The sequence below is a fragment of the Pseudoprimorskyibacter insulae genome (assembly GCF_900302505.1).
Classification (GTDB): Bacteria; Pseudomonadota; Alphaproteobacteria; order Rhodobacterales; family Rhodobacteraceae; genus Pseudoprimorskyibacter; species Pseudoprimorskyibacter insulae.
Genome location: NZ_OMOJ01000003.1, coordinates 327,504 through 350,329 on the forward strand (window position 1 = coordinate 327,504; position 22,826 = coordinate 350,329).

General features: G+C 61.1%; 22 protein-coding genes and 2 tRNA genes. 17 read left to right on the forward strand and 7 right to left on the reverse strand.

Annotated elements, in window-relative coordinates; translation table 11 throughout:
* Nucleotides 1-44: 44 nt before the first annotated feature.
* The 5 genes from PRI8871_RS10525 (at nucleotide 45) to PRI8871_RS10545 (ending at nucleotide 4,240) form a co-directional block, all read left to right on the forward strand.
* Entirely contained in the window at nucleotides 45-944 is a 900-nt protein-coding gene (locus PRI8871_RS10525; protein WP_108886176.1) for an AEC family transporter, read from the forward strand.
* Between the two features lie 102 nt (nucleotides 945-1,046).
* Nucleotides 1,047-1,505: a GNAT family N-acetyltransferase gene (locus tag PRI8871_RS10530; RefSeq protein WP_108886177.1), complete on the forward strand. Its 459-nt coding sequence runs from the start codon at nucleotides 1,047-1,049 to the stop codon at nucleotides 1,503-1,505.
* A complete protein-coding gene (locus PRI8871_RS10535) occupies nucleotides 1,502-2,878 on the forward strand; it encodes a DUF2927 domain-containing protein (protein WP_108886178.1) in 1,377 nt (458 codons plus the stop codon). The genes PRI8871_RS10530 and PRI8871_RS10535 overlap by 4 nt, the downstream gene beginning before the upstream one ends.
* Nucleotides 2,875-3,039, forward strand: a complete 165-nt coding sequence (locus tag PRI8871_RS10540) for an apolipoprotein acyltransferase (RefSeq protein ID WP_108886179.1) — start codon at nucleotides 2,875-2,877, stop codon at nucleotides 3,037-3,039. The genes PRI8871_RS10535 and PRI8871_RS10540 overlap by 4 nt, the downstream gene beginning before the upstream one ends.
* A gap of 16 nt (nucleotides 3,040-3,055) precedes the next feature.
* Nucleotides 3,056-4,240, forward strand: coding sequence for a vWA domain-containing protein (locus PRI8871_RS10545; protein ID WP_108886180.1), 1,185 nt, complete (start codon nucleotides 3,056-3,058; stop codon nucleotides 4,238-4,240).
* A 73-nt stretch (nucleotides 4,241-4,313) separates the two neighbouring features.
* Here the strand turns inward: PRI8871_RS10545 and PRI8871_RS10550 are convergent, their stop codons facing one another.
* Together PRI8871_RS10550 and guaB are read right to left on the reverse strand one after the other, a co-directional pair.
* On the reverse strand, nucleotides 4,314-5,105 hold the full coding sequence (locus tag PRI8871_RS10550; RefSeq protein ID WP_108886181.1) for an MBL fold metallo-hydrolase: 792 nt from the start codon (nucleotides 5,103-5,105) through the stop codon (nucleotides 4,314-4,316).
* A gap of 3 nt (nucleotides 5,106-5,108) precedes the next feature.
* The gene (gene guaB / locus PRI8871_RS10555; protein WP_108886182.1) at nucleotides 5,109-6,557 is read right to left on the reverse strand and encodes an IMP dehydrogenase; all 1,449 of its coding nucleotides are present in this window, start codon (nucleotides 6,555-6,557) and stop codon (nucleotides 5,109-5,111) included.
* Nucleotides 6,558-6,822: 265 nt separating this feature from the next.
* On the opposite strand from guaB, the gene PRI8871_RS10560 reads away from it, so the two are divergent.
* The 3 genes from PRI8871_RS10560 to PRI8871_RS10570 all read left to right on the forward strand — a co-directional run bounded on the left by PRI8871_RS10560 (nucleotide 6,823) and on the right by PRI8871_RS10570 (nucleotide 10,540).
* Nucleotides 6,823-8,859 (forward strand): ASKHA domain-containing protein, encoded by a 2,037-nt coding sequence (locus tag PRI8871_RS10560; protein WP_108886183.1) that lies wholly within the window; start codon nucleotides 6,823-6,825, stop codon nucleotides 8,857-8,859.
* 67 nt (nucleotides 8,860-8,926) lie between these two features.
* Nucleotides 8,927-9,000, forward strand: a tRNA-Gly gene (locus PRI8871_RS10565).
* Between the two features lie 118 nt (nucleotides 9,001-9,118).
* Entirely contained in the window at nucleotides 9,119-10,540 is a 1,422-nt protein-coding gene (locus PRI8871_RS10570) for a DarT ssDNA thymidine ADP-ribosyltransferase family protein (protein WP_108886184.1), read from the forward strand.
* Here PRI8871_RS10570 and PRI8871_RS10575 read toward each other — a convergent pair.
* Nucleotides 10,537-11,637, reverse strand: a complete 1,101-nt coding sequence (locus PRI8871_RS10575) for an acetoin utilization protein AcuC (protein WP_370741987.1) — start codon at nucleotides 11,635-11,637, stop codon at nucleotides 10,537-10,539. The two genes, PRI8871_RS10570 and PRI8871_RS10575, sit on opposite strands and share 4 nt — an antisense overlap.
* 98 nt (nucleotides 11,638-11,735) lie before the next feature.
* On the opposite strand from PRI8871_RS10575, the gene PRI8871_RS10580 reads away from it, so the two are divergent.
* On the forward strand, nucleotides 11,736-12,794 hold the full coding sequence (locus PRI8871_RS10580) for an AbrB family transcriptional regulator (protein WP_108886186.1): 1,059 nt from the start codon (nucleotides 11,736-11,738) through the stop codon (nucleotides 12,792-12,794).
* Here PRI8871_RS10580 and PRI8871_RS10585 read toward each other — a convergent pair.
* The 3 genes from PRI8871_RS10585 to PRI8871_RS10595 form a co-directional block, all read right to left on the reverse strand.
* Nucleotides 12,791-14,614, reverse strand: a complete 1,824-nt coding sequence (locus PRI8871_RS10585) for an ABC-F family ATP-binding cassette domain-containing protein (RefSeq protein ID WP_108886213.1) — start codon at nucleotides 14,612-14,614, stop codon at nucleotides 12,791-12,793. The genes PRI8871_RS10580 and PRI8871_RS10585 overlap by 4 nt on opposite strands.
* 167 nt (nucleotides 14,615-14,781) lie before the next feature.
* Nucleotides 14,782-15,516, reverse strand: coding sequence for a GNAT family N-acetyltransferase (locus tag PRI8871_RS10590; protein WP_108886187.1), 735 nt, complete (start codon nucleotides 15,514-15,516; stop codon nucleotides 14,782-14,784).
* Between the two features lie 77 nt (nucleotides 15,517-15,593).
* Nucleotides 15,594-16,055: an outer membrane protein assembly factor BamE gene (locus PRI8871_RS10595; RefSeq protein WP_245897827.1), complete on the reverse strand. Its 462-nt coding sequence runs from the start codon at nucleotides 16,053-16,055 to the stop codon at nucleotides 15,594-15,596.
* 53 nt (nucleotides 16,056-16,108) lie between these two features.
* Between PRI8871_RS10595 and PRI8871_RS10600 the strand changes: the two genes are divergently transcribed.
* The 7 genes from PRI8871_RS10600 to PRI8871_RS10630 all read left to right on the forward strand — a co-directional run bounded on the left by PRI8871_RS10600 (nucleotide 16,109) and on the right by PRI8871_RS10630 (nucleotide 20,887).
* The gene (locus PRI8871_RS10600) at nucleotides 16,109-16,711 is read left to right on the forward strand and encodes a YceD family protein (protein WP_245897828.1); all 603 of its coding nucleotides are present in this window, start codon (nucleotides 16,109-16,111) and stop codon (nucleotides 16,709-16,711) included.
* A gap of 157 nt (nucleotides 16,712-16,868) precedes the next feature.
* On the forward strand, nucleotides 16,869-17,075 hold the full coding sequence (gene rpmF / locus PRI8871_RS10605) for a 50S ribosomal protein L32 (protein WP_108886188.1): 207 nt from the start codon (nucleotides 16,869-16,871) through the stop codon (nucleotides 17,073-17,075).
* 22 nt (nucleotides 17,076-17,097) lie between these two features.
* The gene (gene plsX, locus PRI8871_RS10610) at nucleotides 17,098-18,195 is read left to right on the forward strand and encodes a phosphate acyltransferase PlsX (RefSeq protein WP_108886189.1); all 1,098 of its coding nucleotides are present in this window, start codon (nucleotides 17,098-17,100) and stop codon (nucleotides 18,193-18,195) included.
* A 5-nt stretch (nucleotides 18,196-18,200) separates the two neighbouring features.
* Nucleotides 18,201-19,172 (forward strand): beta-ketoacyl-ACP synthase III, encoded by a 972-nt coding sequence (locus tag PRI8871_RS10615; RefSeq protein ID WP_108886190.1) that lies wholly within the window; start codon nucleotides 18,201-18,203, stop codon nucleotides 19,170-19,172.
* A 112-nt stretch (nucleotides 19,173-19,284) separates the two neighbouring features.
* The gene (ihfA, locus tag PRI8871_RS10620; protein WP_108886191.1) at nucleotides 19,285-19,587 is read left to right on the forward strand and encodes an integration host factor subunit alpha; all 303 of its coding nucleotides are present in this window, start codon (nucleotides 19,285-19,287) and stop codon (nucleotides 19,585-19,587) included.
* 10 nt (nucleotides 19,588-19,597) lie between these two features.
* Nucleotides 19,598-20,734 (forward strand): MerR family transcriptional regulator, encoded by a 1,137-nt coding sequence (locus PRI8871_RS19960; protein WP_245897829.1) that lies wholly within the window; start codon nucleotides 19,598-19,600, stop codon nucleotides 20,732-20,734.
* A 76-nt stretch (nucleotides 20,735-20,810) separates the two neighbouring features.
* Nucleotides 20,811-20,887: transfer RNA gene (locus tag PRI8871_RS10630), tRNA-Pro, on the forward strand.
* Between the two features lie 441 nt (nucleotides 20,888-21,328).
* On the opposite strand, the gene PRI8871_RS10635 is transcribed toward PRI8871_RS10630, so the two are convergent.
* Entirely contained in the window at nucleotides 21,329-21,886 is a 558-nt protein-coding gene (locus PRI8871_RS10635) for a hypothetical protein (RefSeq protein WP_108886192.1), read from the reverse strand.
* 78 nt (nucleotides 21,887-21,964) lie between these two features.
* On the opposite strand from PRI8871_RS10635, the gene PRI8871_RS10640 reads away from it, so the two are divergent.
* Nucleotides 21,965-22,537, forward strand: a complete 573-nt coding sequence (locus PRI8871_RS10640; protein WP_146188674.1) for a Crp/Fnr family transcriptional regulator — start codon at nucleotides 21,965-21,967, stop codon at nucleotides 22,535-22,537.
* The last annotated feature ends 289 nt before the right edge of the window (nucleotides 22,538-22,826 follow it).

Sequence of the window (22,826 nt, forward strand, 5' to 3'; positions counted from 1 at the left end):
CTGGCGCAGCCAGTCGGGGTGCTCGGGTCCACGGACCTGATCCCATGCTGCATATCCTGACCCACGACATTCTGCCGGTCTTTTCGCTGCTGGCGCTTGGCTTTTTGCTGGGCTGGCGGCGCAAGGTCGTGGTGGACGAGGCCCGCGCCATCAATCGCGTTGGCCTATTGATCCTGCAACCTGCGCTGATCTTTCCGCTGGTGGCGCAGGTCGATTTCCACGCGTTTGAACCTCTAGCCCTTGCGCTCTATGCGCTGTGCCAGACCATCGGCTTTACCATCGCCTTCATCATCGCCCGGTATATTTTCCGCCGCGAACGGCTAGAGGCGTGGCTGCTGGCGATGACGATGATCTTCGTCAACACGCTGCTGTATATCTGGCCCATCTCGCTGCTGATTTTTGGCGAGGCCGCGGCCCTGCCGATCAAATCCATCGTGGCCTGGGATGCGACGGTGACCTTTGCCTTCTTCATCATCTCGTCCGATCTGATGTCCGGCCACGGCACGCCCCGTCAGGCCATGGGCCGCGTGGTACAGAACCCGATCCTGATCGGCATTGTCGCAGGCGCGATCATCAACCTTGCGCGCATTCCCCTGCCCGAGCCGATCCTGACCGCCACCCATTTCGCAGGAGTGGCCGCAGCCCCCCTGACTCTGTTCGCGCTTGGCGTGATCCTGTCGCAGCAATCGCTGCGCCCAACGCCGGTGGTGGTGACAATGACGGGCCTTAAGCTCTTTGGCTTTCCGCTGCTGGTTTGGGCCGCTGTCTCGCTCAGCCCCTTGCCGGATCATTGGCAGGCGCTGTTCGTGCTGGATGCCGCTGGCCCCGCAGGTGCGATGGCCTTTGCCCTGGCCATGCTGCATGGGGTGCGCACCGATGCCATTGCTCCGGTCATCATCTGGACCTCGATCCTGTCGCTGCTGCCCATGGCATGGCTGGCCTGATCCTGCCACCCCCACATTGAAACCTTGCAAGCCGGTTCCGATGCGCTAGGCTTGCGGCAACCACAAAGGCCAAAGGCCGCGCACGACAAGAGGCACCGCAGAATGACACAAGACGCCGAATTGCTGATCCGCCCATTGACGGCAGGCGACAAAGACCAATGGCGCGAACTTTGGGCGGCCTATCTGGCCTTCTACGGCTCGGCCGTCGGTTCTGAGGTGTATGAGACCACATTCGCCCGCCTCATTGGCAAGGATGAACGGGATTACAATTGCTTGGTCGCCGAGGTTGAGGGCGAACTGGTCGGTTTGGTGCATTTCCTGTTTCACCGTCATTGCTGGCGGGTTGAGGATGTCGTCTATCTGCAAGACCTGTTCACCTTGAAACACTGGCGCGGCATGGGCATCGGCAAGGCCCTGATCGAAGCCGTCTACGCCTGCGGCGACGAAGCTGGCGCGCCGACCGTTTATTGGCTGACGCAGGACTTCAACACCCAAGCGCGCGAACTTTATGACAAGGTGGCCGACGTCACCCCCTTCATCAAGTATCAGCGCCCGGTATGATGCGGCTGGCGCTGCCAATTGCACTGGTGTTGGCCGGGTGTTCACCCGTCCAATCGCCTTCTGCCTTGGTGCCCAAGGGCAAGATCGCCCAAAGCCAGCCTTTGCCGCCGATGAAGATGTTCGGCGCGGCGCAGCCCGATGCGCCCGTACGGTCCAACCGCGACATGGCGCGGGACTATCTGGATCTGGCCTTTACGCTGGAAAGCGGGCGCTCGGTCAAATTCTTCACGCGGGTCGAAGGCCCGATCCGCATTCGCCTGGCCGGCACCCCGTCCAAGACCATGATGGCCGATCTGAACGCTCTGATCCTGCGCCTGCGCAGCGAGGCACGGCTTGATATCGCCCTGACGGACGCGGACACCGCCCAGATCACCATCAATGCCGTATCGCGCAAGCGGATCAGCCGGTATCTGGCCAGCGCGGCCTGTTTCGTTTTGCCGGGTGTGGCCACCGTGTCCGAGTTTAATTCAAACCCCGGCAAAACCCGCCTTGATTGGGCGCAATTGGAACAGCGCGACCGAATGGGCGTCTTCGTGCCGAACGATGCCAGCCCGCAAGAAGCCCGCGACTGCCTGCACGAAGAGATCGCCCAAGCCCTCGGCCCGGTGAATGACCTCTATCGCCTTGGCGACAGTGTGTTCAACGACGACAACACCCACGCCATTCTGACCGGGTTCGACATGCTGATGCTGCGGGTTCACTATGACCCCGCCCTGCGCACCGGCATGAGCCGGGATGAGGCCGCGCGGGTCGTTCCCGGCATTCTGGCCCGTCTGAACCCGCGCGGAGAACGCATCGCGTCCAATCCCCTGCCCGCCACGCCGCGCAGCTGGATTGAGGCTGTACAAACCACGCTCTCGCCGGACAAATCCGCCACCTCGCGCCGCCTCAATGCCGCCAAGGCCCTGACCATCGCCCGCAGCGAAGGCTGGCGCGATCAGCGCCTTGCCTTCAGCCTTTATCTTGTCGCCCGCATGTCGAGCGAGGACGACCCGGCCCGCGCCGAGGCAATGTTCCGCGCGCCCCATGACCTGTTGGCCGGGCAGCCCGGTATGCAGACCTTCCGCATGTTCACTGGCATGCAGCTGGCCTATTACGCATTGCAGCGCAGCGCCCCGGATCGGGCGCTTTCGGTGATCGACGAATTCGAACCGCAGGCCCACAAGGCGCAGAACGCCGCGCTGCTGTCGTCCTTCATGATGCTGCGCGCCGAAGCCTATGACCAAATGGGCCGCAGGTCCGAGGCAAGCGCGGTTCGGCTGGACAGTCTGGGCTGGGCAAGATACGGCTTCGGCCCGGATTGGGCGGTACGTGCGCGGCTGGACACCATGTCGTCGCTTGGCCCGAAACAAAACACGAAGGTTGGATCATGATCGTAATCATCCTCACACTTCTGGGCGTCACGGTGGGTGCCTTGACCGCCAAACGCCGTAAGGGCAAGCCGCTGGACATGGCGCAATATGCCGCCGGTTACGGCATTTTATTTGCGCTGATGGGTCTGATCATCACAATCGCGGTCGAAAAATCCCTCTGACACAAAGGCAGGGCCGATGTTCGTCCCCTTCTTCGAAAACCTTCGTGCCGCCTCGGTTCCGGTCTCGCTTCGCGAGTATCTAACCTTTCTTGAGGCGTTGAAGGCCGGTCTGGCGATCTACGATCCCGAGGCGTTCTATTACCTCGCTCGCAGCGCCATGGTGAAGGACGAACGCAACATCGACAAATTCGACCGCGCCTTTGCGGCGACCTTTTCGGGCCTTGAGGCGATCAGCGCCGATGATGTGCTGAACGCCGTTGATTTGCCCGAAGACTGGCTGCGCAAGATGGCCGAAAAGCACCTGAGCGCCGAAGAAAAGGCCGAGATTGAGGCGCTTGGCGGGTTCGACAAGCTGATGGAGACGCTGAAAAAGCGTCTTGAGGAACAAAAGGGGCGCCATCAGGGCGGCTCGAAATGGGTTGGCACGGCGGGCACCTCGCCCTTTGGCGCCTATGGCTACAACCCCGAAGGCGTGCGTATTGGTCAGGACGAAAGCCGCCACCAGCGCGCCGTGAAAGTCTGGGACAAACGTGAATTCAAGAACCTTGACGGCGATGTCGAACTGGGCACCCGCAACATCAAGGTCGCGCTGAAACGCCTGCGCCGCTGGGCCCGCGATGGTGCGGCCGATGAGCTGGATCTGGACGGCACCATCCGTGCCACGGCGGAACATGGCTATCTCGATGTGCAAACGCGGCCCGAACGGCGCAATGCGGTGAAGGTGTTGCTGTTTCTGGATGTGGGCGGCTCGATGGACCCGCACATTAAGGTGGTGGAGGAGCTGTTTTCCGCCGCGCGGGCCGAATTCAAGCACCTCGAATACTACTACTTCCACAATTGCCTTTATGAGGGCGTCTGGCGCGACAACCGCCGCCGCTGGGATGCGCAAACGCCGACTTGGGAAGTGCTGAACACCTACGGATCTGAATACAAATGCATTTTCGTGGGCGATGCCAGCATGTCGCCCTATGAAATCGTCCAACCCGGCGGCGCGAATGAGCACTGGAACGCCGAGGCTGGCCAGACTTGGCTGAACCGCGCGCGCCAGCAATGGCCCTCGCATCTGTGGATCAATCCGCTGGCCGAACGCTATTGGCAATACACCCAGTCGGTGCAGATGATCCGCCAGATCTTTGATGATCGCATGGTGCCGATGACCCTACAGGGGCTAGAGGCTGGTATGAAAGAATTGATCCGCTGACGCTGGTCTGCCATGGGGCTTGTCCCATGGCTCGGCGCGGGCGGCCTCGATGGCCGCGCGGGGCGATGCGCCCTTACACCGTCTCGGCGCGATAGCCCTGCCCGTCTACCACCAAGCGCACGAACTTCTGCCCGGCTATCGCATGGCTTGAGGCCATGACCAAGCCGCGTTCCGCAATTTCGGCCAGCGCGGCCTTGCGTGTGGCAATGCCCTGCGGCTTGTCCGCGTCGTATTTGGCAAACACTTCGGGTTCGGGCAGTTGCAGCGCAAAGCTGTGCAGGATGTCAGCGACCAGCACCAAATCGGACCCAATCCGCAGCCCCATTTGTCCCGGTGTATGGCCGGGTAGGTGCCAGCCGCGCACATTCGGCGCGACCTCGTCCCCGTCGTCGAACAGGGTGATCTGGTCCGCATAAGCCTCCGTCACGATGGCATTGCCCTCGCCCGAACCGTGCCACCGCGCATGTTCAGCCCGCCCCAGCCAGATTTCGGCCTTCGGGAAAACCTTCCCGCCTTCTGCATCGAACAGCCCGCCGAAATGGTCGCGGTGCAGGTGGGTCAGGATCACGCGGCGAATGTCGGTCAGGGCAACGCCCAATTCGGCCAGACGCGCGGGCAAATGCCCCGCCGCATCACCCCAAGTGCTGCCGCATCCGGTATCGACCAGATCGCAAGCCCCATCGGGGTGGCGCAGCAGGAAGGCGTTGAACTCAGTGATAATCCCGCTCAGGCCCGCCGCCCGAAGACGGCTATCCCGGACAACCGGATCAAGGTCGGGAAAGACCGTTTCGTCAAACACCGTGTCCCCGTCCTTGAGGGCGAAAACCTCGATGCCTGCGGTGGTGAAACGGTCAATCCCTGCCATGTCTTATCCGATGCGGTAGTTCGGGCTTTCGCGGGTGATCTGCACGTCATGGACGTGGCTTTCGGCCAGACCGGCGTTGGTGATCTTCACGAAATTGCAGTTCTTGCGCATTTCTTCGACCGTGGCGTTGCCGGTATAGCCCATGGCCGCGCGCAGACCGCCCACCAGCTGGTGGATCACCGCGCTGGCCGGGCCTTTGTACGGCACTTGGCCTTCGATGCCCTCGGGCACCAGCTTGTCGCTGGCCGCATCCTTCTGGAAATAGCGATCGGCCGAGCCGCGCGCCATGGCGCCAAGGCTGCCCATGCCTCGATAGGATTTGAACGAACGGCCCTGATAGAGGACCACCTCGCCCGGGCTTTCGTCGGTGCCAGCGATCATGCTGCCCACCATCGCGCAGCTTGCGCCCGCCGCGATGGCCTTGGCGAAATCGCCCGAGAACTTGATGCCGCCATCCGCGATCACCGGCACATCACCCGCCGCGCCCGCGCAATCGATGATAGCGGTCAGCTGGGGCACGCCCACACCGGCCACCATCCGCGTGGTGCAGATCGAGCCCGGCCCGATGCCGACCTTGACCGCATCCGCGCCCGCATCGATCAGCGCCTTGGTCGCCGCAGCCGTAGCCACATTGCCCGCAATCACCTGAACGTTGCTCGACAGTGCTTTGACGCGTTTCACCGCATCCAGAACGCCCGCCGAATGGCCGTGGGCGGTATCGACAACAACGATATCAACACCCGCATCAATCAGGGCCTCGGACCGTTCAAAACCCGAATCCCCGACCGAGGTCGCGGCGGCCACGCGCAGGCGGCCCAGTTCATCCTTGCAGGCGGTGGGGTTCAGAACGGCCAGTTCCGTATCCTTAAGGGTCAGCAGACCCGTCAGCCGGCCCTGACCATCATGTACCAGCAGCTTTTCGATGCGGCGCGCCTTCATCAGGCTTTTCGCCTCTTCGAGGTCCGCCGGTTCGGCCAGCATGGCCAGATCGTTGCTGGTCATCATCACATGCACAGGCGTGTCGTCCGAAGTGGCGAAGCGCATATCGCGGTTGGTGACGATGCCGACCACGCGGCCCTGTTCGTCCACCACTGGGAAGCCAGTGAAATTATACCGCTCGATCAGCGCCTTGGCATCGGCCAGCGTCTGGTTTGGGGTCAAGGTCACGGGGTTGTAGACGATCCCGGATTCGAAACGCTTCACGCGGCGAACCTCGCGCGCTTGCGCGATGATATCAAGGTTCTTGTGGATCACGCCTATCCCGCCAGCCTGCGCCATGGTGATGGCCATGCGGGCCTCGGTCACCGTATCCATTGCCGAGCTGAGAAGCGGGATGTTCATTTTGATGGCCCGCGTCACACGCGTTTTGGTGCTGGCCGTGCTGGGCAGAACGGAAGAAGCTGCCGGAACAAGAAGAACATCGTCGAAGGTAAGCGCCTCGCGAATCTCCATGGGGGGTCCTTTCCAAGGGATGCGTCGTTGGCGCTTCCCTATTGCATGGAACGGCGTCGGGGGAAAGGGGCTTTTGCCGCAGAAGCGAAGAAGGGAACGCGCCCGAGGCCGCCCATCGAGGGCGCCCCCGCGCGGCTGGACTGCGCCAGCGCCCATACGTCACCCCGCCCGCAATGCCGTTTGCGATGCGCAAAGTGACGCGGGATGGCTTTCCCTTGCCGCGCAAACCACTATGTTGCGCCCCAAACGCGCGAAGGACTTTGGCATGAGCAGTGATCCCCTTGTGATCTTTACCCCCTCGGGCAAACGAGGCCGGTTCCCTGTTGGCACCCCGGTTCTGACGGCCGCCCGGCAATTGGGCGTCGATCTGGATTCGGTCTGCGGTGGGCGCGGGATCTGCTCGAAATGCCAGATCACCCCGTCTTACGGCGAGTTTCCCAAGCACGGGCTGACCGTGGCCGAGGATGCGCTGTCAAACTGGAACGCGGTCGAGGAACGTTACCAGCAAAAGCGCGGGCTGAAGGCAGGCCGCCGCCTTGGCTGTCAGGCCACGATCCAGCGCGATATCGTCATTGACGTGCCGCCCGAAAGCCAGGTCCACCGCCAAGTGGTGCGCAAGGCCGCCAGCGCCCGTGTGATCGAAATGGATCCGGCCACGCGCCCGCATTACATCACCGTGGATGAGCCTGACATGCACGAGCCCACCGGCGATCTGGAGCGGGTCTGCCGCGCCTTGGCCGCCCAATGGGACGTGCCACGCGCCACCATGGCCCCCGGCCTGCTGCGCCGCCTGCAACCCATTCTGCGCAAGGGCAATTGGGCCATCACCGTGGCGCTGAACACCCCGCAGGAAGGCGCGGTGCCGCAGATCGTCGCGGCGTGGCCGGGGCTGAAGGAAGGCGGGCTTTATGGGTTGGCGATTGATCTGGGATCAACCACCATCGCCGCGCATCTGACCAGTCTTGAGACGGGCGCGGTTGTGGCCTCGTCCGGGATCATGAACCCGCAGATCCGATTTGGCGAAGACCTGATGAGCCGCGTGTCCTATTCCATGATGAACCCCGGCGGGGCGGTCGAAATGACCCGCGCGGTGCTGGAGGCGCTGGATACGCTGATCACCGACATCGCGAAAGAGGCAGGCGTTGGCCTTGATGCGGTGCTTGAAGCGGTGTTCGTGTGCAACCCCGTGATGCATCACCTGCTGTTGGGCATTGACCCGGTGGAGCTGGGTCAAGCGCCCTTCGCGCTGGCCACCTCGGATGCCATGTCGCTGGATGCGCTGGCGCTGGGGCTGACCGCCCTGCCCGCTGAGGCGCAGATTTACCTGCTGCCGTGTATCGCTGGCCATGTGGGGGCCGATGCCGCCGCCGTGGCGCTATCGGAACAGCCGGGCAAGTCCGAAGATCTGGTGCTGGTCGTCGATGTCGGCACCAACGCCGAAATCCTGCTCGGCGATACGCGCCGCGTGCTGGCCTGTTCTTCGCCCACGGGCCCCGCCTTTGAGGGCGCGCAGATCAGCAGCGGCCAGCGGGCCGCGCCGGGCGCGATCGAGGCGATCCGCATCAACCCCGAAAACAAAGAGCCGCGCTTCCGCGTGATCGGGTGTGATCTGTGGTCCCATGAGGACGGCTTTGCCGAAGCCACCGCCGCCAGCGGCATCACGGGGATTTGCGGGTCAGGCATTATCGAAGCCGTGGCCGAGATGCGGATTGCCGGGTTGATGGACGGCTCGGGTTTGATCGGCAGCGAAGCGCAAACCGGCACCAATCGCTGCGTTCCCAACGGGCGCACCCATGAATACGTGATCTTTGACGGTAGCGCCGAGGGCGGGCCGCGCATCACCGTGACCCAAGGCGATATTCGCGCCATCCAGCTGGCCAAATCCGCGCTTTATGCGGGGGCGCGGTTGCTGATGGATGAGATCGGCACCGACACGGTGGACCGCGTGGTTCTGGCGGGCGCATTTGGCGCGCATATCTCGCCGCTGCATGCGATGGTCTTGGGGATGATCCCGGACGTGCCGCTGGACAAGGTGACCAGCGCGGGCAACGCGGCTGGCACCGGCGCACGGATTGCCCTGTGCAACCGTGCTGCCCGGAGCGAGATTGAAAAGACCGTCAAGGCCATCACCAAGGTCGAAACCGCGATTGAGCCGCGCTTTCAGGAACATTTCGTCGCCGCCAACGCGATCCCGCACAAAACGGACCCGTTCCCGCATCTGGCCACCCTCACCACCCTGCCCGATCTCAGCTTTAACAGCGGCAAGGATGATGGCGGCACCCGCCGCAGACGCCGCCGCTGACAAAGGCTTGCAAGCGTTTTTACATCTTGCGAGGTAGAAACGCTTGCGATATCCCAACCGGAAGAGCGCGGGTATGGTGAAAAGGTATCACGCGAGCTTCCCAAGCTTAAAGTACGGGTTCGATTCCCGTTACCCGCTCCAAACCTCCGAAAAATCAGCGATTTCGCCGCAATACGGTCAAAATTCCGCTCAATCCTAGCGGTTCTACGACTCGCCCCATTCTGTTTGGGCGGGATATGACATTGCTCGGACCGATTTGATGACTGTTTTACTGTACCAAGCGCTGATCGTCGTTTCCCTGATCATCGTGCGCATTCTGACGCCCAAGTATTTGATCCATCTGGCGTGGCTGTGGTCGGCATGGTCGCTGCTGCTGATCCAGGTGCCGTGGCTGATGATCCTGCAACTGGCGGTCACATGGATCGCCTATGCCAAGCTGAGCCCGAATGAGCCGTCCAAGGCGCCACCGGTCAAAAAGCCTGCTGCGCCCAAAGCCAAGATCCCGGTAAAACAATCCGCGCAACGAGCGAAAAAACCTACGCCAATTGCTAGGCCAGTGAAAGAAGAGCAGAGAGAAGGCTTTCTGACCAAGGTAAATAATGGCTTGGAAAATCTGAACGATAGCTTGGACTTAGCCACCCAAAAAATGGAGATCGACGCGCTTTTCACGATCGAAGAAGCGGTCATCAGGAACATTCAGGAGCGTGCAAAGAAACGTCAAGACATAGGCCCAGAAATCCGGGCCATGACTGTCAGCCAATTGCGCCAAAAGGACTGGTCCGAGTTGCAGCCACAGGACAGCGATTGGCGCGACGACCTGACCGATGCAATCAACGCAATCGTGGCCAAGGCGGCCGCGCATCACCGCGCTGCCATCAAAGCCCATGCCAAGAACAAACTAGACCGCCGCGAAAACGCCCGGCGCGATGTGCGGGCGTTGTTCAAAGCCGATGATATGCTGCGGGATGAACTTGGCTATTTTTGGCCAATGTACCCCGGCTTGATGCCCATCCTGGCCCCCGAACCACCGAAACCGGCCCCCGCCCCTGTTGCGCCCGCCGTCATGCGCCCGCATGGCCCCGCCATCGCCAAAATCATCCGCGACCGCGGGATCACGTCGCTGGTGCATTTCACCAATCTGGACAACCTCTCCAGCATCGAGGAACACGGGCTTTTGCCGCTGTCGGACCTGCGCAAGCGCGGGCTGGAGCATGTGACCAACGACCGCCAACGCGTTGAGGGGCATCCAGATGCGCTGTGCCTGTCGATCAGCCATCCCAATGCCCGGATGTTCTATAAATACCGGCGCGAGGCGAGGTGTGGCTGGGCGGTGCTGGAACTGTCGCCCGATATTTTGACGACGCATGAGTGCTCCTTTTATCCGCGCAACGCTGCCGATCACCGGATGCGCGGCGTGCCGCGTTCAGTTCTGGGAACGCCCGAAGCCTTTGAGGCCATGTTCTCAGGTCTGGACGGACGGCCTGCCGACCGCGCGCCGAACCTGCCGACAGACAGTCAGGCCGAGGCGCTGGTCTTTGGCCGGATCGGGCCAGAGCATATCCGGCGCATTCATGTGGAAACGGATATTGAGGCCGCGGCGGCGGATATGGTGCTGACCACGCGGCTGGCCGGTTACCTGATCGAAAGCACCCAGTATTTTCGCGCTGCGGCCACAGCTTAACCCCCGGCGGCAAGCCTTTGACGCAAAGCCGAAACGCCGGAACGGATCTCATCGCGCACCGGCCCATCGCGCGGGGCGTCGCGCAATGTGGTCAGCAAGACCGGATCGGGCCGCCCTTTGCGCGGCCATGCCATGGACCGCTGGATCGCCTCGGCCTCGGGCGGCAGACGATCGGGGATGTCCTGCCCGCTCAGCGTGGCCCAGACCCCGGCCCAAAGCCTGCCCACCGTCCATGGGTTGTACCCCCCGCCGCCAGACACGATCAGGCGCGGGGTCATCGGCATCAGCGCCCGAACGGTGGACCAATGGGAATTGTTCGACAAAGCCAGCCGCGATAGCGGGTCTTCCAAGACCGCATCCGCCCCGCATTGCAAAAAGATCGCCTGCGGTTTGAAATCCGCAACCACGGGCAGGATCAACTCATTCAGCACAAGCGCAAATTCGCTGTCGTTGAACCCGCGCGGCACCGGCAGGTTGTACGACGCGCCCTGCGCTGTATCCTCTAGCCCGCCGGTGAAGGGCCAGCGCATGGCCTCATGCACCGACACCAGCCGCACCTTGTCAGACCCGGCAAAGGCATATTCGACCCCGTCGCCGTGATGGGCGTCAATGTCGACATAAGCGACGCGGGTCAGCCCCTGCGCAAGCAAGCGCTGAATGGTCAGCACCGGTTCGTTCAAAAAGCAGAACCCCTCGGCCCGGTCGGGCATGCCGTGATGCGTGCCGCCGCCGGGGTTAAAGACAATCCCACCGTCCCGCACCAGTTCCGCCGCCAGCATCCCGCCGCCAACGGCTGTGGCGGGCCTGCGCCAGACCTCGGGGAACACCGGATTGGACAGCGTGCCAAGCCCGTGCCGGTGGCGCACCGCATCGCTGACGCGCCCATCCTGTTCGGCCTTTTGCAGCGCCGCCAGATAATCGCCCGTGTGAAAGCCGGTCATGGCGGCGGGCTTGGCGCGTGGGCTGGTGCGGTACTGGTCCGGCCCCAGCCACCCCAGCGCCCGCGCCAGATCAATCGCCGTCGGCACGCGCGGGATGGCCAGTGGATGCCGGTCGCCGTAACGCGATCCACGATAGATCCCCGAACCGATGAACATTGGTGCAAACATAGACCAATGGGTATCGCGCCAATTCCTTGACCGCAAAGACGTTTTGATCTGGCGGCGAGAGAATTGCAGGTCTAAGACATAAAAACATGAGTCTTCGGATAGTTCTTTTGACCGCAGCGCTGATCCTTGCAGGCGCAGTTGGCGGCATGATCGCATTTCAGGTTCACATTCCAATGCCTTGGATGCTTGGCAGCCTGGCTGTCAGTGCGCTTGCCGTGGGGCTATTCCAGAAAACGGCGCTGGAGGGGTACAAATTCCCCAACCCGCTCCGCAATTGCTTTGTCGCGCTGATCGGCGTGATGATCGGCACGCAGGTCACGCCCGAGCTGTTCGAAATCTTGCCGCGTATCCCCTTGATCTTGCTTGCCCTCGCAGTGTTCGTCGTGGCCGCGCATTTCGGCAATTACCTGATCTTTCAAAAGGTTGGCGGCATGGACCGGTCAACCGCCTTTTACAGCGGCACCCCCGGCGGACTGATGGAAAGCATCCTGTTCGGCGAACAGGCGGGGGCTGATATCCGCGTTTTGACCATCCAACAATTCCTGCGCATCATCTTGGTGATCTCGCTGGTGCCGACCGGCATTTCGCTTTGGGTCGGCCATCCGGTCGGCAGCGCCGCAGGCCCGGTTGGCGACGCTGCGCCCGCGCTGGATCTGGCCCATGCGGCCATGATCGCCGGTTGCGGGGCGGTCGGGCTTGCCTTGGCGCGGGTGGTCCATTTGCCTGCCTCGCAACTGATTGGCCCCATGCTGTTGGCGGCGGGCCTTACGCTATCGGGCATGGTGGATCTGCACCTGCCGTTCTGGCTTATCGCCAGCGCACAGGTGGTCATCGGGGCCAGCCTTGGTCTGCGCTTTACCGGGGTCACGCTGCGCCTGTTGCGCCGGTCCGTTGGCCTTAGCCTGCTGTCAGTCGGATATATGATCTTGCTGGGCGGGCTGCTGGCGGCGCTGGTTCAGCCCATCGTCGATGTGGATTATCTGGTGATGTTCATCAGCTTCGCCCCTGGCGGCGTGACCGAAATGTCGCTGGTCGCGCTATCCCTAGCCGCCAGCCCCGCCCTTGTCAGCCTGCACCACGTGTTGCGCATTCTGATGACGGTGATGGAGCTGACGATCACATCCAAATGGATGGGGTTGCGCTAGGCCTGCTCGGCCTTTTCTTCCAGCATCAGCCATTCTTCTTCGGCGGCAGCCAAGGCGTCTTGACGCTGCGATAGCATCTCGGTCGCCTTTTTGAACTTCACCGGCTCGCGGGTGAACAGCTCTGGGTCAGACAGCAAAATCTCAAGCTTGCCAATCTCGGCCTCCAGCCGCTCCATCTCGGCGGGCAAAGCGTCAAGGCGGTGCTTTTCGGTATAGCTCAGGCCCTTGGTCTTGGCTTTCGGCTTCTCAGGCGCGGCGGGTTTATCCTTGGCAAGCTTGGCCTTTTCGACCGTCTCAGAAGGCGCGGCGGTTTCGGCCTTTTGCGTCTGATAATCGCTCCACCCACCGGCATAGACCACCGCGCGGCCATCGCCTTCCATGGCAATGGTCGTGCTGGCAGTCCGATCAAGGAAATCCCGGTCGTGGCTGATCAACAGGACCGTGCCGTCATATTCGCCGATCAGATCCTGCAACAGATCCAGCGTCTCGACGTCCAGATCGTTGGTCGGCTCGTCCAGCACCAGAAGGTTCGACTCCCGCGCCATGATCTTGGCCAAGAGCAGCCGCGCCTTTTCCCCGCCCGAGAGCGACCGAACAGGCGCACGGGCCTGACGTTCATCGAACAGAAATTCCTTCAGATAGCCGACCACATGTTTCGGCACGCCCCGTACCAGCACCTGATCGGCCTTACCCGACACGCGCATGTCAGGATCGCCGGTCAGCGAATCCCAAAGGCTCATGTCCGGGTCCAGCTGCGCCCGCGTCTGGTCGAACACCGCAGGCAACAGATTGGTGCCAAGCGCGACGGTGCCGGTGTCCGGGGCCTCATCGCCCATCAGCATGCGGATCAGCGTGGTTTTGCCCACGCCATTGGGGCCGACAAAGGCCACGCGATCCCCGCGCTGCACCAACAAATCGAAGTTTTTCACGATGGTCTTGTCGCCAAAGGCTTTCGACAGGCCTTTGGCCTCAATCACCTTTTTGCCCGACTTGGGCGCCGCCGCCAGATCCATCGCCGCCGTGCCCTGACGCCGGATTATCGAGGCGCGTTCAGCCCGCAGATCCTGCAAGGCCCGCACCCGGCCCATGTTCCGCTTGCGCCGCGCCGAAATGCCTTCGACGGCCCAACGGGCCTCGGACTTGATCTTGCGGTCCATCTTGTGGCGCTGCATGTCCTCGTCGTCCCAGGTCTTATCGCGCCACGCCTCAAAGGCGGCAAAGCCCTGTTCCTGGCGGCGCACCGCCCCGCGATCAATCCACAGCGTTGCGCGGGTCAGTTCGCTCAGGAACCGCCGGTCGTGGGAAATCAGCACAAAGGCCCGGCGGGTGCTGCGCAGCTCGTCTTCCAGCCAGCCGATGGCCTCAATGTCCAGATGGTTCGTCGGCTCGTCCAGCAGCATCAGCGCCGGTTCTTCGGCCATCAGCCGCGCCAGCGCCGCGCGTCGGCGTTCCCCGCCAGACGCCGTCTCAACCAGCCGTGACGGGTCAAACTTCAGCCCCTCGCCCGCGCGTTCCACCTTGTACATCTCGCCCGGTTCAAGATTGGCGGCGGCGAAATCGCCCAGCGTGGTATAGCCCGACAGGTCCGGCTCTTGCTCCATATAGCCGACGTTGACCCCCGGCGGCACGACCCGTTCACCCGTATCAGGTTCAACCAGCCCGGCCATGACCTTCATCAAGGTCGACTTGCCCGAGCCATTGCGCCCAACTAGGGCGACCCTGTCACCGGGCTGAACATTGAGCGACAACCCGTCAAAAACGGGATCCCCACCAAAGGTGAGCGCGATATCGGAGAGCTGTAAAAGAGGTGCCTGTGCCATGCGCAAGCGCTAGGGCCAGCCAAGCGCGGCGTCAAGCACCCTTGCGCAATCAACCGCCCCCAAAGGCCGGGCCGCCGCCAATTCCGCGCCGCGCCCCCTGTATTTTCTGACCCTAAATATCCCCGCCGGAGGCTCCGCCCCCAGCCAAGACTTCCGTCGGACGAAATCTACTGCGCCACCGCCCGCAAAAGCCGTTTGCGCGCCGGCGGGATGGCGGCGATTTCCACCCCGGTAAAGACATGCAGCGTATTCATATGCGTGTCGACCACCGCATGATCGCTGACCCAGCCGCCCATCATCAGATAGGTCCGCAGCAAAGGCGGCATCCGCAGCATCGCCTTTTTCGCGTCCGGCTTGCGGCGCAATCGCTTGGCGAATTGGAAAACATTCGGTGCTTTGACCCGTGGCAGCCAAGGCTTGGGCGCCAGATGGCGATGCTTCAGCATGGCAAAGGCATCAAGGTATCCTTCGGCATCCGTCCCCTCAAACGAGGCGCAGCCGAACAGCATTTCCACCGCGGTGTCATCCACATAGGCCGTCATTGCCCCCCATGCCACACGCAGCACATCGGCATCGCGGACCTCGGGGTGAATGCAGAAGCGGCCCATTTCGACCATGCGGCCCTCAAAGGTCTCAAGCCCCGACAGCTCGTAATATTGCGCGGAATAGCTGCGGCCGATCTCGGACCCGCGTTCCAGTGGCATGAACCGAAAACAGCACACCAGCCGCCCGGTCCGCACTTCTTCGATCAGCATATGGTCGCAGAACGCGTCGAACGCATCCGCGTCCAGACCATCTTCTGTGCCATGGAAGGCCAGATGCCGCAAACGCTGCGCAGCTTTCAAATCTTCGGGGCCTCTGGCCAGACGCGACCTGTAGCGCCCCTTCATCAAATTCATCATGGCGTGCTCTCCGGCGATGCCCTATGCCTTTTCAGATAGGCAATGACACCGCCGTGTGACAAGTCCATGACGACGCGTCAGTTGCCCAGAAGTTGTTCCGCCGACAAACCGCCAATGTTGCCGAACAGTTTGCGGATAAAGCTGATCTCACCATCGCCCGACCGGGTGACGCGGCGGGTGATCGGCACGACCTGCCCGTCTTGCAGCCCGTATTCAGCGATATCGCTGACCACGCCCTTGGAATCGAAGGTGATCGCCAGAACGGTGCGATCAATCACTTCGGGGGCTTTCGCCCCAAAGGTGCGCACGGTGCTGCGGATGTAGTAATACCCGTCGTCATTCGCCACGCCCGAGGTGGTCGGCACCCCTACCACATCTTCGACCGTGGCGCGGGTATCGACGCCCGGTACGATCATCTGCAAATCCTCTTCCAAGGGGATGTAACCGTGGTTGCGATAGCTTGCGCTGCACGCCGATACCACAACCGCCATGACCATTCCGGCCAAGACCGCCCGCTTCTTGTTGTGCAATTTGCGCATACCGCCCCTCTTGTTCTGGCCCGTCTCGCCTTTTATGTCGATTAACAGAAGGAATGTCCCGCATTCAAGTCAAGGAAATCACGACCATCATGCCACCAAACGACGAGATTGAGGGCCAATACCGGGTTGCGGCCCTGTCGACCCGCCACCCGACCCGCTTTGAGATCACCCCAAATGACGCCGGGCGCAAGGAAATTGCGCGCGAACTTGGCCTGCTGGGACTGCGCAAACTGCGATTCAAAGGGCAGATTGCGCCAAAAGGCAAACGCGGCTGGATTCTGACCGGCGATCTGGGCGCGACCGTCGTTCAGGCCTGCGTTGTGACCACTGACCCGGTCAGCACGCGCATCGAAACTGAGGTTCTACGCCGGTATGAGCCTGAGGATCTGGTTTTTCAGGCCCAGGAAGCCGGATCAGAATCGGAAATGCCCGAAGACGACTCGCTCGAACCCTTGGGAGAGGTGATTTCCGTCAATGACGTGCTGCGCGAAGCCCTGAGCCTTGCTTTACCGACCTATCCGCGCAGCGATACGGCCGAAATGGGCGAAGCTGTGTTTGCCGACGAGGGAATCGCCCCAATGACTGACGACGACGCCAAGCCGTTTGCAGGTCTGAAGTCGCTGCGCGATGCCCTTGAAAACCCGGACAAAAGCTGATCGCGTAATAAATCTCTTGCGGATTCAAAAAATCCGCCTATTTTCGCGCCTTCATCACGAATTCGGGGTTGTCACCCTGCCCGCTTCAATACTAAGAGGCCGGGCAAACATGTAGAAAACGCGCCCCTAGGCGCCCAAGCGAAACCGGGGTTGAGACATGGCCGTCCAACAGAACAAAGTATCCAAATCGCGCCGCAACAACCGTCGTGCACATGACGCGCTTGTCGCTGCCAACCCGAACGAATGCGACAACTGCGGTGAGCTGAAGCGCCCGCACCACGTCTGCCCGTCGTGCGGCCACTATGCTGAGCGCGAAGTCGTCGCTATGGCCGACGAAGTCGAGCTGGACGAAGACGCAGCATAAACACGAACCTAAGGCCCCCCGCATGACCTCTCTGCAGGATCTACATTCCGCGGGAACAGGGCCTGTGGTTCTGTCCATAGACGCCATGGGTGGCGATCGAGGGCCGGCGACCGTTGTCGCCGGCATTGCTCGTTCCGCGCGCGTGAATCCGCATTTGCGGTTTCTGCTTCATGGCCCTGAGGACGAACTGACACGCCTTGTCAGCAAGCGCAAAGGCTTGGCCGAGCGGTGTGAAATCCGCCATGCCGAAGGCGTGGTCAGCATGCATGACAAGCCCAGTCAGGTCATGCGCCAAGGCAAGGGCACGTCGATGTGGTCGACGCTAGAGGCCGTGCGCAATGGCGAAGCCACCGTTGCCGTATCCTGTGGCAACACCGGCGCGCTGATGGCGCTGTCGATGGTCCGTCTGCGCAAGCTGCCGGGCGTCAACCGCCCTGCGATTGCCGTGCTATGGCCGTCGCGCAATCCGCATGGGTTCAACGTCATGCTGGATGTGGGCGCCGATATCCGCGCCGATGCCCAAGACCTGCTGCAATATGCGCTGATGGGTGTCAGCTATGCCCGCAACGGGCTTGGCCTGCCCTCGCCGCGTGTCGGTCTGTTGAATGTCGGCACCGAAGAACACAAAGGCCGGGCCGAACTCAAAGAGGCCTTCGACCTGATCCACGGTCAGGCAAAATCGGCCAATTTCGAATTCGTTGGCTTTGTCGAAGGCGGGGATATTCCCGGTGATATCTGCGATGTGATCGTCACCGACGGATTTACCGGCAATGTCGCGCTGAAGACCGGCGAAGGCACGGCCAAGCTGATTGGCGACCTGCTGCGCGAGGCGTTTGCCTTCTCGCCCTTGTCGCGTCTGGCCTCTGTGCTGGCTTTTACCTCTCTGCAACGTCTGAAAAAGCGCATTGACCCGCGCCGCGTGAATGGCGGCGTGTTTCTGGGTCTGAATGGCACGGTGGTCAAATCGCACGGCGCAGCCGATGCCACCGGCGTATCGGCTGCTGTCAAGCTGGCGTTTGAACTGGCACAGTCAGGATTCAACGAAAGATTGGCGGCACGGGTTGCATCCACGCTGGAGGCACAGCAGGATGCGCCAAACACGAATAATACGAACGGATAGATACTATGACTGTGCGAGCGATGGTCGTTGGGATGGGGCACTACCTGCCGGAGCGCGTGGTGCCAAATTCCGAATTCGAGACGTCGCTCGATACGTCGGATGAATGGATCAAATCCCGGTCCGGTATCGAACGCCGTCACTTCGCCGCCGATGGTGAAACCACCTCGATGATGGGGGCCATGGCCGCCCACCGCGCGTTGGATGACGCAGGCCTAAGCGCCAATGACATCGACGCCATCATCGTCGCCACCTCCACCGCTGATCTGACCTTTCCATCCGCTGCCACCATGGTGCAGGCCGAATTGGGCATGGAATCGGGCTTTGCCTTTGACGTGCAAGCGGTTTGCGCGGGCTTTGTTTATGCCCTGTCCAACGCCAATGCGCTGATCGTGTCGGGGCAGGCCAAGCGGGTTCTGGTGATCGGGGCCGAAACCTTTAGCCGCATCATGGACTGGGACGACCGGGGAACCTGCGTGTTGTTCGGCGATGGCGCTGGCGCGATGATCCTTGAGGCGGGCGAAGGCGCTGGCACCAAGGACGACCGCGGGATCCTGTCGGTCGATCTGAATTCGGACGGGCGTCACCGCGATATCCTGTATGTCGATGGCGGCGTCAGCACCCAATCCACCGGGTTCCTGCGCATGCAGGGCAAGGAAGTCTTCCGCCATGCGGTCGAAAAGCTGGCAGCCACCGCCCGCGCCGCGCTGGAAAAGGCCGGATTGACCGAGGATGATATCGATTGGATCGTGCCGCATCAGGCCAATATCCGCATCATCCAAGGCACCGCGAAAAAGCTGGGCCTGCCGATGGAACAGGTCGTCGTCACCGTTCAGGACCACGGCAATACCTCGGCGGCATCGATTCCCCTCGCCATGTCGGTCGGCAAAGAACGCGGACAGTTGAAGCCCGGAGATCTGGTCGTAACCGAGGCAATCGGCGGCGGTCTGGCTTGGGGCGCGGTCGCGTTGCGGCTGTAAAGCGCTAAATATCGAAATATCCATACGTTTTCCCGGTTTGAGTCAGACGCTTGTATTGACTCGGAAAAAGCACGCCGCCTATCCTGCGACAAACCTTCCGGGAGGTCGTAGGATGAGTGAAAAAACATTGACGCGTATGGATCTTAGCGAAGCTGTCTTCCGTGAGGTTGGGCTGTCGCGAAATGAAAGCGCTGAATTGGTTGAAAGTGTTCTGGGCCATATGTCCGATGCACTGGTTGCGGGCGAACAGGTCAAGATTTCGTCCTTCGGTACGTTTTCGGTCCGTGACAAAGCGGCCCGCGTTGGTCGCAACCCCAAGACCGGCGAAGAGGTGCCCATTCAGCCGCGCACCGTTCTGACCTTCCGCCCCTCGCACATCATGAAAGAGCGTGTGGCCGCGGGCAACAAGCGCTGAGGACCGCCCCATGAGCAAGAGCAAAGACGCCTTCCGCACGATCAGTGAAGTCGCGGACTGGCTTGATACGCCTGCTCATGTCCTGCGGTTCTGGGAAAGCAAATTTACGCAGGTGAAACCGGTCAAACGTGCCGGTGGACGCCGCTATTATCGCCCGGCCGATATGATGCTGCTGGGCGGTCTGAAAAAGTTGCTGCACGAAGACGGTTTGACGATCAAAGGCGCACAGAAGGTTCTGCGCGAACAAGGCGTCAAATATGTCTCGGGGCTGTCGCAACCGGTCGATCCCGAAGACGACACACTCAACGCCGATCTGGACCAGTTCGCAGAAGCGCCCTTTGTCGAGGTCGAGGCAGAGCCTGAACGCGAAACGGTCGTTCCCTTTGCCAAGCCCGCAGTGCCCGCCAGGCCGCCTCTTGAGGCTGCCGCGCCGGCAGAACAGCCCGCTGACGACCCCACCCAGACGAATGAGGAGGCGCAGGTCGCCGCCACGGATGCAGGTGATGCCCCCGCGCCCAACGCCCCAGCCCCGCTAGAGGCCGCCGCGCCCCAGCACACTCCGCAGCCGGAGGACGAGGCTCAGCAGTCTGACGAAGTCCAGGCGGGCACCCCCGATCCTGTGGCCGAGACCGCGCCCGACATCGCCGAGCCTGCGGGCAATACACCCGATCCAGAGGCCGAAACCGCCGCACATGTCGCGCAACAAGACGACTCGTCCGAACCCGTAACGTTCAACGATAGCGAACCGTCCCTGCCGTTCGACTTGCCCGAATTCACTCGGCCAGCCGCTCGGGGCACGCCAGCCGAAGATCAGGTCGTCGACCCGACTGACGCGGCCCCGGCCGAAACCGACTCGCCCGTACCTGTGTCCGTGTCTGACCCTGCGCCCGCTCAGTCCACGCCAGAGCCCATGGCTGAGGCTGTGCCCGAACCAGAGTCGCCCGCCGCGCCAAAGGCACCCATCGCAGCTGAGGCAGCACCAACAGTCCCTGCCCCGGCAGATCTCAGCGCGTTGAAATCGACACGCGGCCCCTTGCCTTTGGCGCTGAAAATCGCTGCGCTTCGGGGGGATAATCCGTCCGATCTGGCCACCGCGATCCAAGCGCTACGCCAAGCCGCCACGCAACTGGCGCAACCGCATCAATAAAGTTTCCACGGTTTGAAAGAAACGCGGTTTTGGGGGTTGCTCTGCCAGCGAAAACCGTTAGAACCCGCTTCACCGTCGGGCTATAGCGCAGCCTGGTAGCGCGTCCGTCTGGGGGACGGAAGGTCGCAGGTTCGAGTCCTGCTAGCCCGACCACTCTTCACTATTTTAGTGAAAAAATGCCGCCGCCGGACACTTCCGGGGCGGCATTTTTCGTTAGAAAATAGGCCTTAGTCCACTCGATGTGAGTCCGAGCGAAAAAACGCGCATTCACTTTAATGGTGAAGATGAAGCCAAAAGCACCCTGATCGATGCGATAAGGGCTCTGAATGGCAACCTCGAAAAGGGCCTAGTAACCTGCGAATCTGGTGTTTTAGCCGCGACGGATTTTAAGAAATTTTCTTAGACTAATGAACGACTTGGGGTGGACAATTTGCCATGACTGATGGCGCAGCTAGAGCTTTATCGGATGACGAGTGATCCAAACATAAGATGAAACGCCCAATCCCTGCGAAACGGAACGCAGAAGGTAATGGGGTGTTGGCCGTTCGCTGCGATCTGCGCCGATGTCCGAATTGCGGATAAAGGCACCGTTTCTCACCTATGTGCGAACGGCCGCGTAAGACGGTCTTGTCTTGTCCAGCTTACCACCACCAGAATCGTCAGCAGCACAGCCAGGGTTGTCAACGCGGATTTAAGCATTGTGGCTATGCTCGTTGCATAAACGATGGGATCGGCAATCTCTGGCCAGCTCAAAATCATGGCCGCGACACCAAGGTTTTCGGCATAATCGAACACAGCGCAACCCACCGAAAAGGCAATGCCGACATGGGCGAGTTTTTTGTTTGGTATGCGTTGCCCCAACCAGCAGATCGTGGCGATCAAAGTCAATGCGAGCATGGCTGGATACAGCGTGTCCAAAGCGATCTGGTGACTGAGATAATACGCCCGCCCTTCCGCTCCTAACGCTTTGAGAAGCGTCGCCGCCTCAGCGGCGCTATAGCCGAAAGGACGCATGTCGAAGGGGACCTGCCCTGAAACCGCTTCGATATGGGCGAGCGTGACTTTTATCATGATCACATAAATTGATGCACCGATCAGTCCCGAGCCAAGCGCAACTTTGCCAATATGCTTTGACAGAATTTTGTTCGTCATTTTGTAAACTCCTTGTTCTGTGTCACACATGACCCCAAGCGAATTCACCCGCATTAACATTTGATAAGGCGCGCCAAGATGGATTTACGGACGTTTCTGAGGCAGTCACCAGACCTGTCAGACATGGCTTGCGCGGACGATTTTGTATCTGATTGGAAACGCAAGCGTTTGAACAAGGGGGCGCACCTGACCCGGCAGGAACACCCTGATGCAGATGAATACGTTCTTTTAGACGGGTGCCTGGTAAGCAGTATTTGTGACCAAGACGGCAAAGAAGTGAGCGTCGGGTTTTATGTAGGTCCCTGCGTTGTCACGCCAAATATCGCTCGAACACGTGATGGCATGTCGCTTGTGTCGATTGTGGCAACCACCGATGCCCTGCTTGCACGCATCGACAGTGATTTGCTGACACATCGGATGATTGCGTCTGAACCCATCCGAAATTGGGCCAATGGTATTCTGCGGGAGGCGCTAGGCAGGAAGGTCGATCGAGAATGGTGCCTTGCCGCTCTTAAAGGGGCTGATCGGCTTGCCTGGTTCCGCGAAGCCTTCCCCGGTTATGAAGACATCTTTCACCATATGTTGATTGCATCCTTTTTAGGGATCACACCGGTCACAATGAGCCGTCTGCGGACTGGCGGCAGACATTGACAGGATGTGGTTAATCATACGTCTAGCAGCATTGGTCACAGTGCACTGGAACCTGAAGTTTGCTGCTTTCGGCGTTTCTCGGGCGCGGAACGTTCGGTCTGTGATGATCAAAAAGGGCCATCCGCCCATCGGGTTTGGGCACAAATGCCCCCCTAGCACCGGTGACCTGCCACGGGATTTTTCCTCCACCGTTGATTAGAGTCCGATCCAACTTGAGGACGGACAATGAAGCGAACGAGATTCACGGACGAACAGATCATCGGCATCCTGACCGAGCACGAAGCAGGCG

Coding starts and splice junctions, on each gene's coding strand:
- PRI8871_RS19960 (WP_245897829.1), top strand. CDS start 19,598: ATGAGCAAGAGCAAAGACGCCTTCCGCACGATCAGTGAAGTCGCGGAC.
- plsX (WP_108886189.1), top strand. CDS start 17,098: ATGACCTCTCTGCAGGATCTACATTCCGCGGGAACAGGGCCTGTGGTT.
- PRI8871_RS10545 (WP_108886180.1), top strand. CDS start 3,056: ATGTTCGTCCCCTTCTTCGAAAACCTTCGTGCCGCCTCGGTTCCGGTC.
- PRI8871_RS10540 (WP_108886179.1), top strand. CDS start 2,875: ATGATCGTAATCATCCTCACACTTCTGGGCGTCACGGTGGGTGCCTTG.
- PRI8871_RS10595 (WP_245897827.1), bottom strand. CDS start 16,055: ATGCGCAAATTGCACAACAAGAAGCGGGCGGTCTTGGCCGGAATGGTC.
- PRI8871_RS10575 (WP_370741987.1), bottom strand. CDS start 11,637: ATGTTCATCGGTTCGGGGATCTATCGTGGATCGCGTTACGGCGACCGG.
- PRI8871_RS10600 (WP_245897828.1), top strand. CDS start 16,109: ATGTCCCGCATTCAAGTCAAGGAAATCACGACCATCATGCCACCAAAC.
- PRI8871_RS10590 (WP_108886187.1), bottom strand. CDS start 15,516: ATGATGAATTTGATGAAGGGGCGCTACAGGTCGCGTCTGGCCAGAGGC.
- PRI8871_RS10640 (WP_146188674.1), top strand. CDS start 21,965: ATGGATTTACGGACGTTTCTGAGGCAGTCACCAGACCTGTCAGACATG.
- PRI8871_RS10580 (WP_108886186.1), top strand. CDS start 11,736: ATGAGTCTTCGGATAGTTCTTTTGACCGCAGCGCTGATCCTTGCAGGC.
- PRI8871_RS10525 (WP_108886176.1), top strand. CDS start 45: ATGCTGCATATCCTGACCCACGACATTCTGCCGGTCTTTTCGCTGCTG.
- ihfA (WP_108886191.1), top strand. CDS start 19,285: ATGAGTGAAAAAACATTGACGCGTATGGATCTTAGCGAAGCTGTCTTC.
- PRI8871_RS10585 (WP_108886213.1), bottom strand. CDS start 14,614: ATGGCACAGGCACCTCTTTTACAGCTCTCCGATATCGCGCTCACCTTT.
- guaB (WP_108886182.1), bottom strand. CDS start 6,557: ATGGAGATTCGCGAGGCGCTTACCTTCGACGATGTTCTTCTTGTTCCG.
- PRI8871_RS10550 (WP_108886181.1), bottom strand. CDS start 5,105: ATGGCAGGGATTGACCGTTTCACCACCGCAGGCATCGAGGTTTTCGCC.
- rpmF (WP_108886188.1), top strand. CDS start 16,869: ATGGCCGTCCAACAGAACAAAGTATCCAAATCGCGCCGCAACAACCGT.
- PRI8871_RS10570 (WP_108886184.1), top strand. CDS start 9,119: ATGACTGTTTTACTGTACCAAGCGCTGATCGTCGTTTCCCTGATCATC.
- PRI8871_RS10615 (WP_108886190.1), top strand. CDS start 18,201: ATGACTGTGCGAGCGATGGTCGTTGGGATGGGGCACTACCTGCCGGAG.
- PRI8871_RS10560 (WP_108886183.1), top strand. CDS start 6,823: ATGAGCAGTGATCCCCTTGTGATCTTTACCCCCTCGGGCAAACGAGGC.
- PRI8871_RS10535 (WP_108886178.1), top strand. CDS start 1,502: ATGATGCGGCTGGCGCTGCCAATTGCACTGGTGTTGGCCGGGTGTTCA.
- PRI8871_RS10530 (WP_108886177.1), top strand. CDS start 1,047: ATGACACAAGACGCCGAATTGCTGATCCGCCCATTGACGGCAGGCGAC.
- PRI8871_RS10635 (WP_108886192.1), bottom strand. CDS start 21,886: ATGACGAACAAAATTCTGTCAAAGCATATTGGCAAAGTTGCGCTTGGC.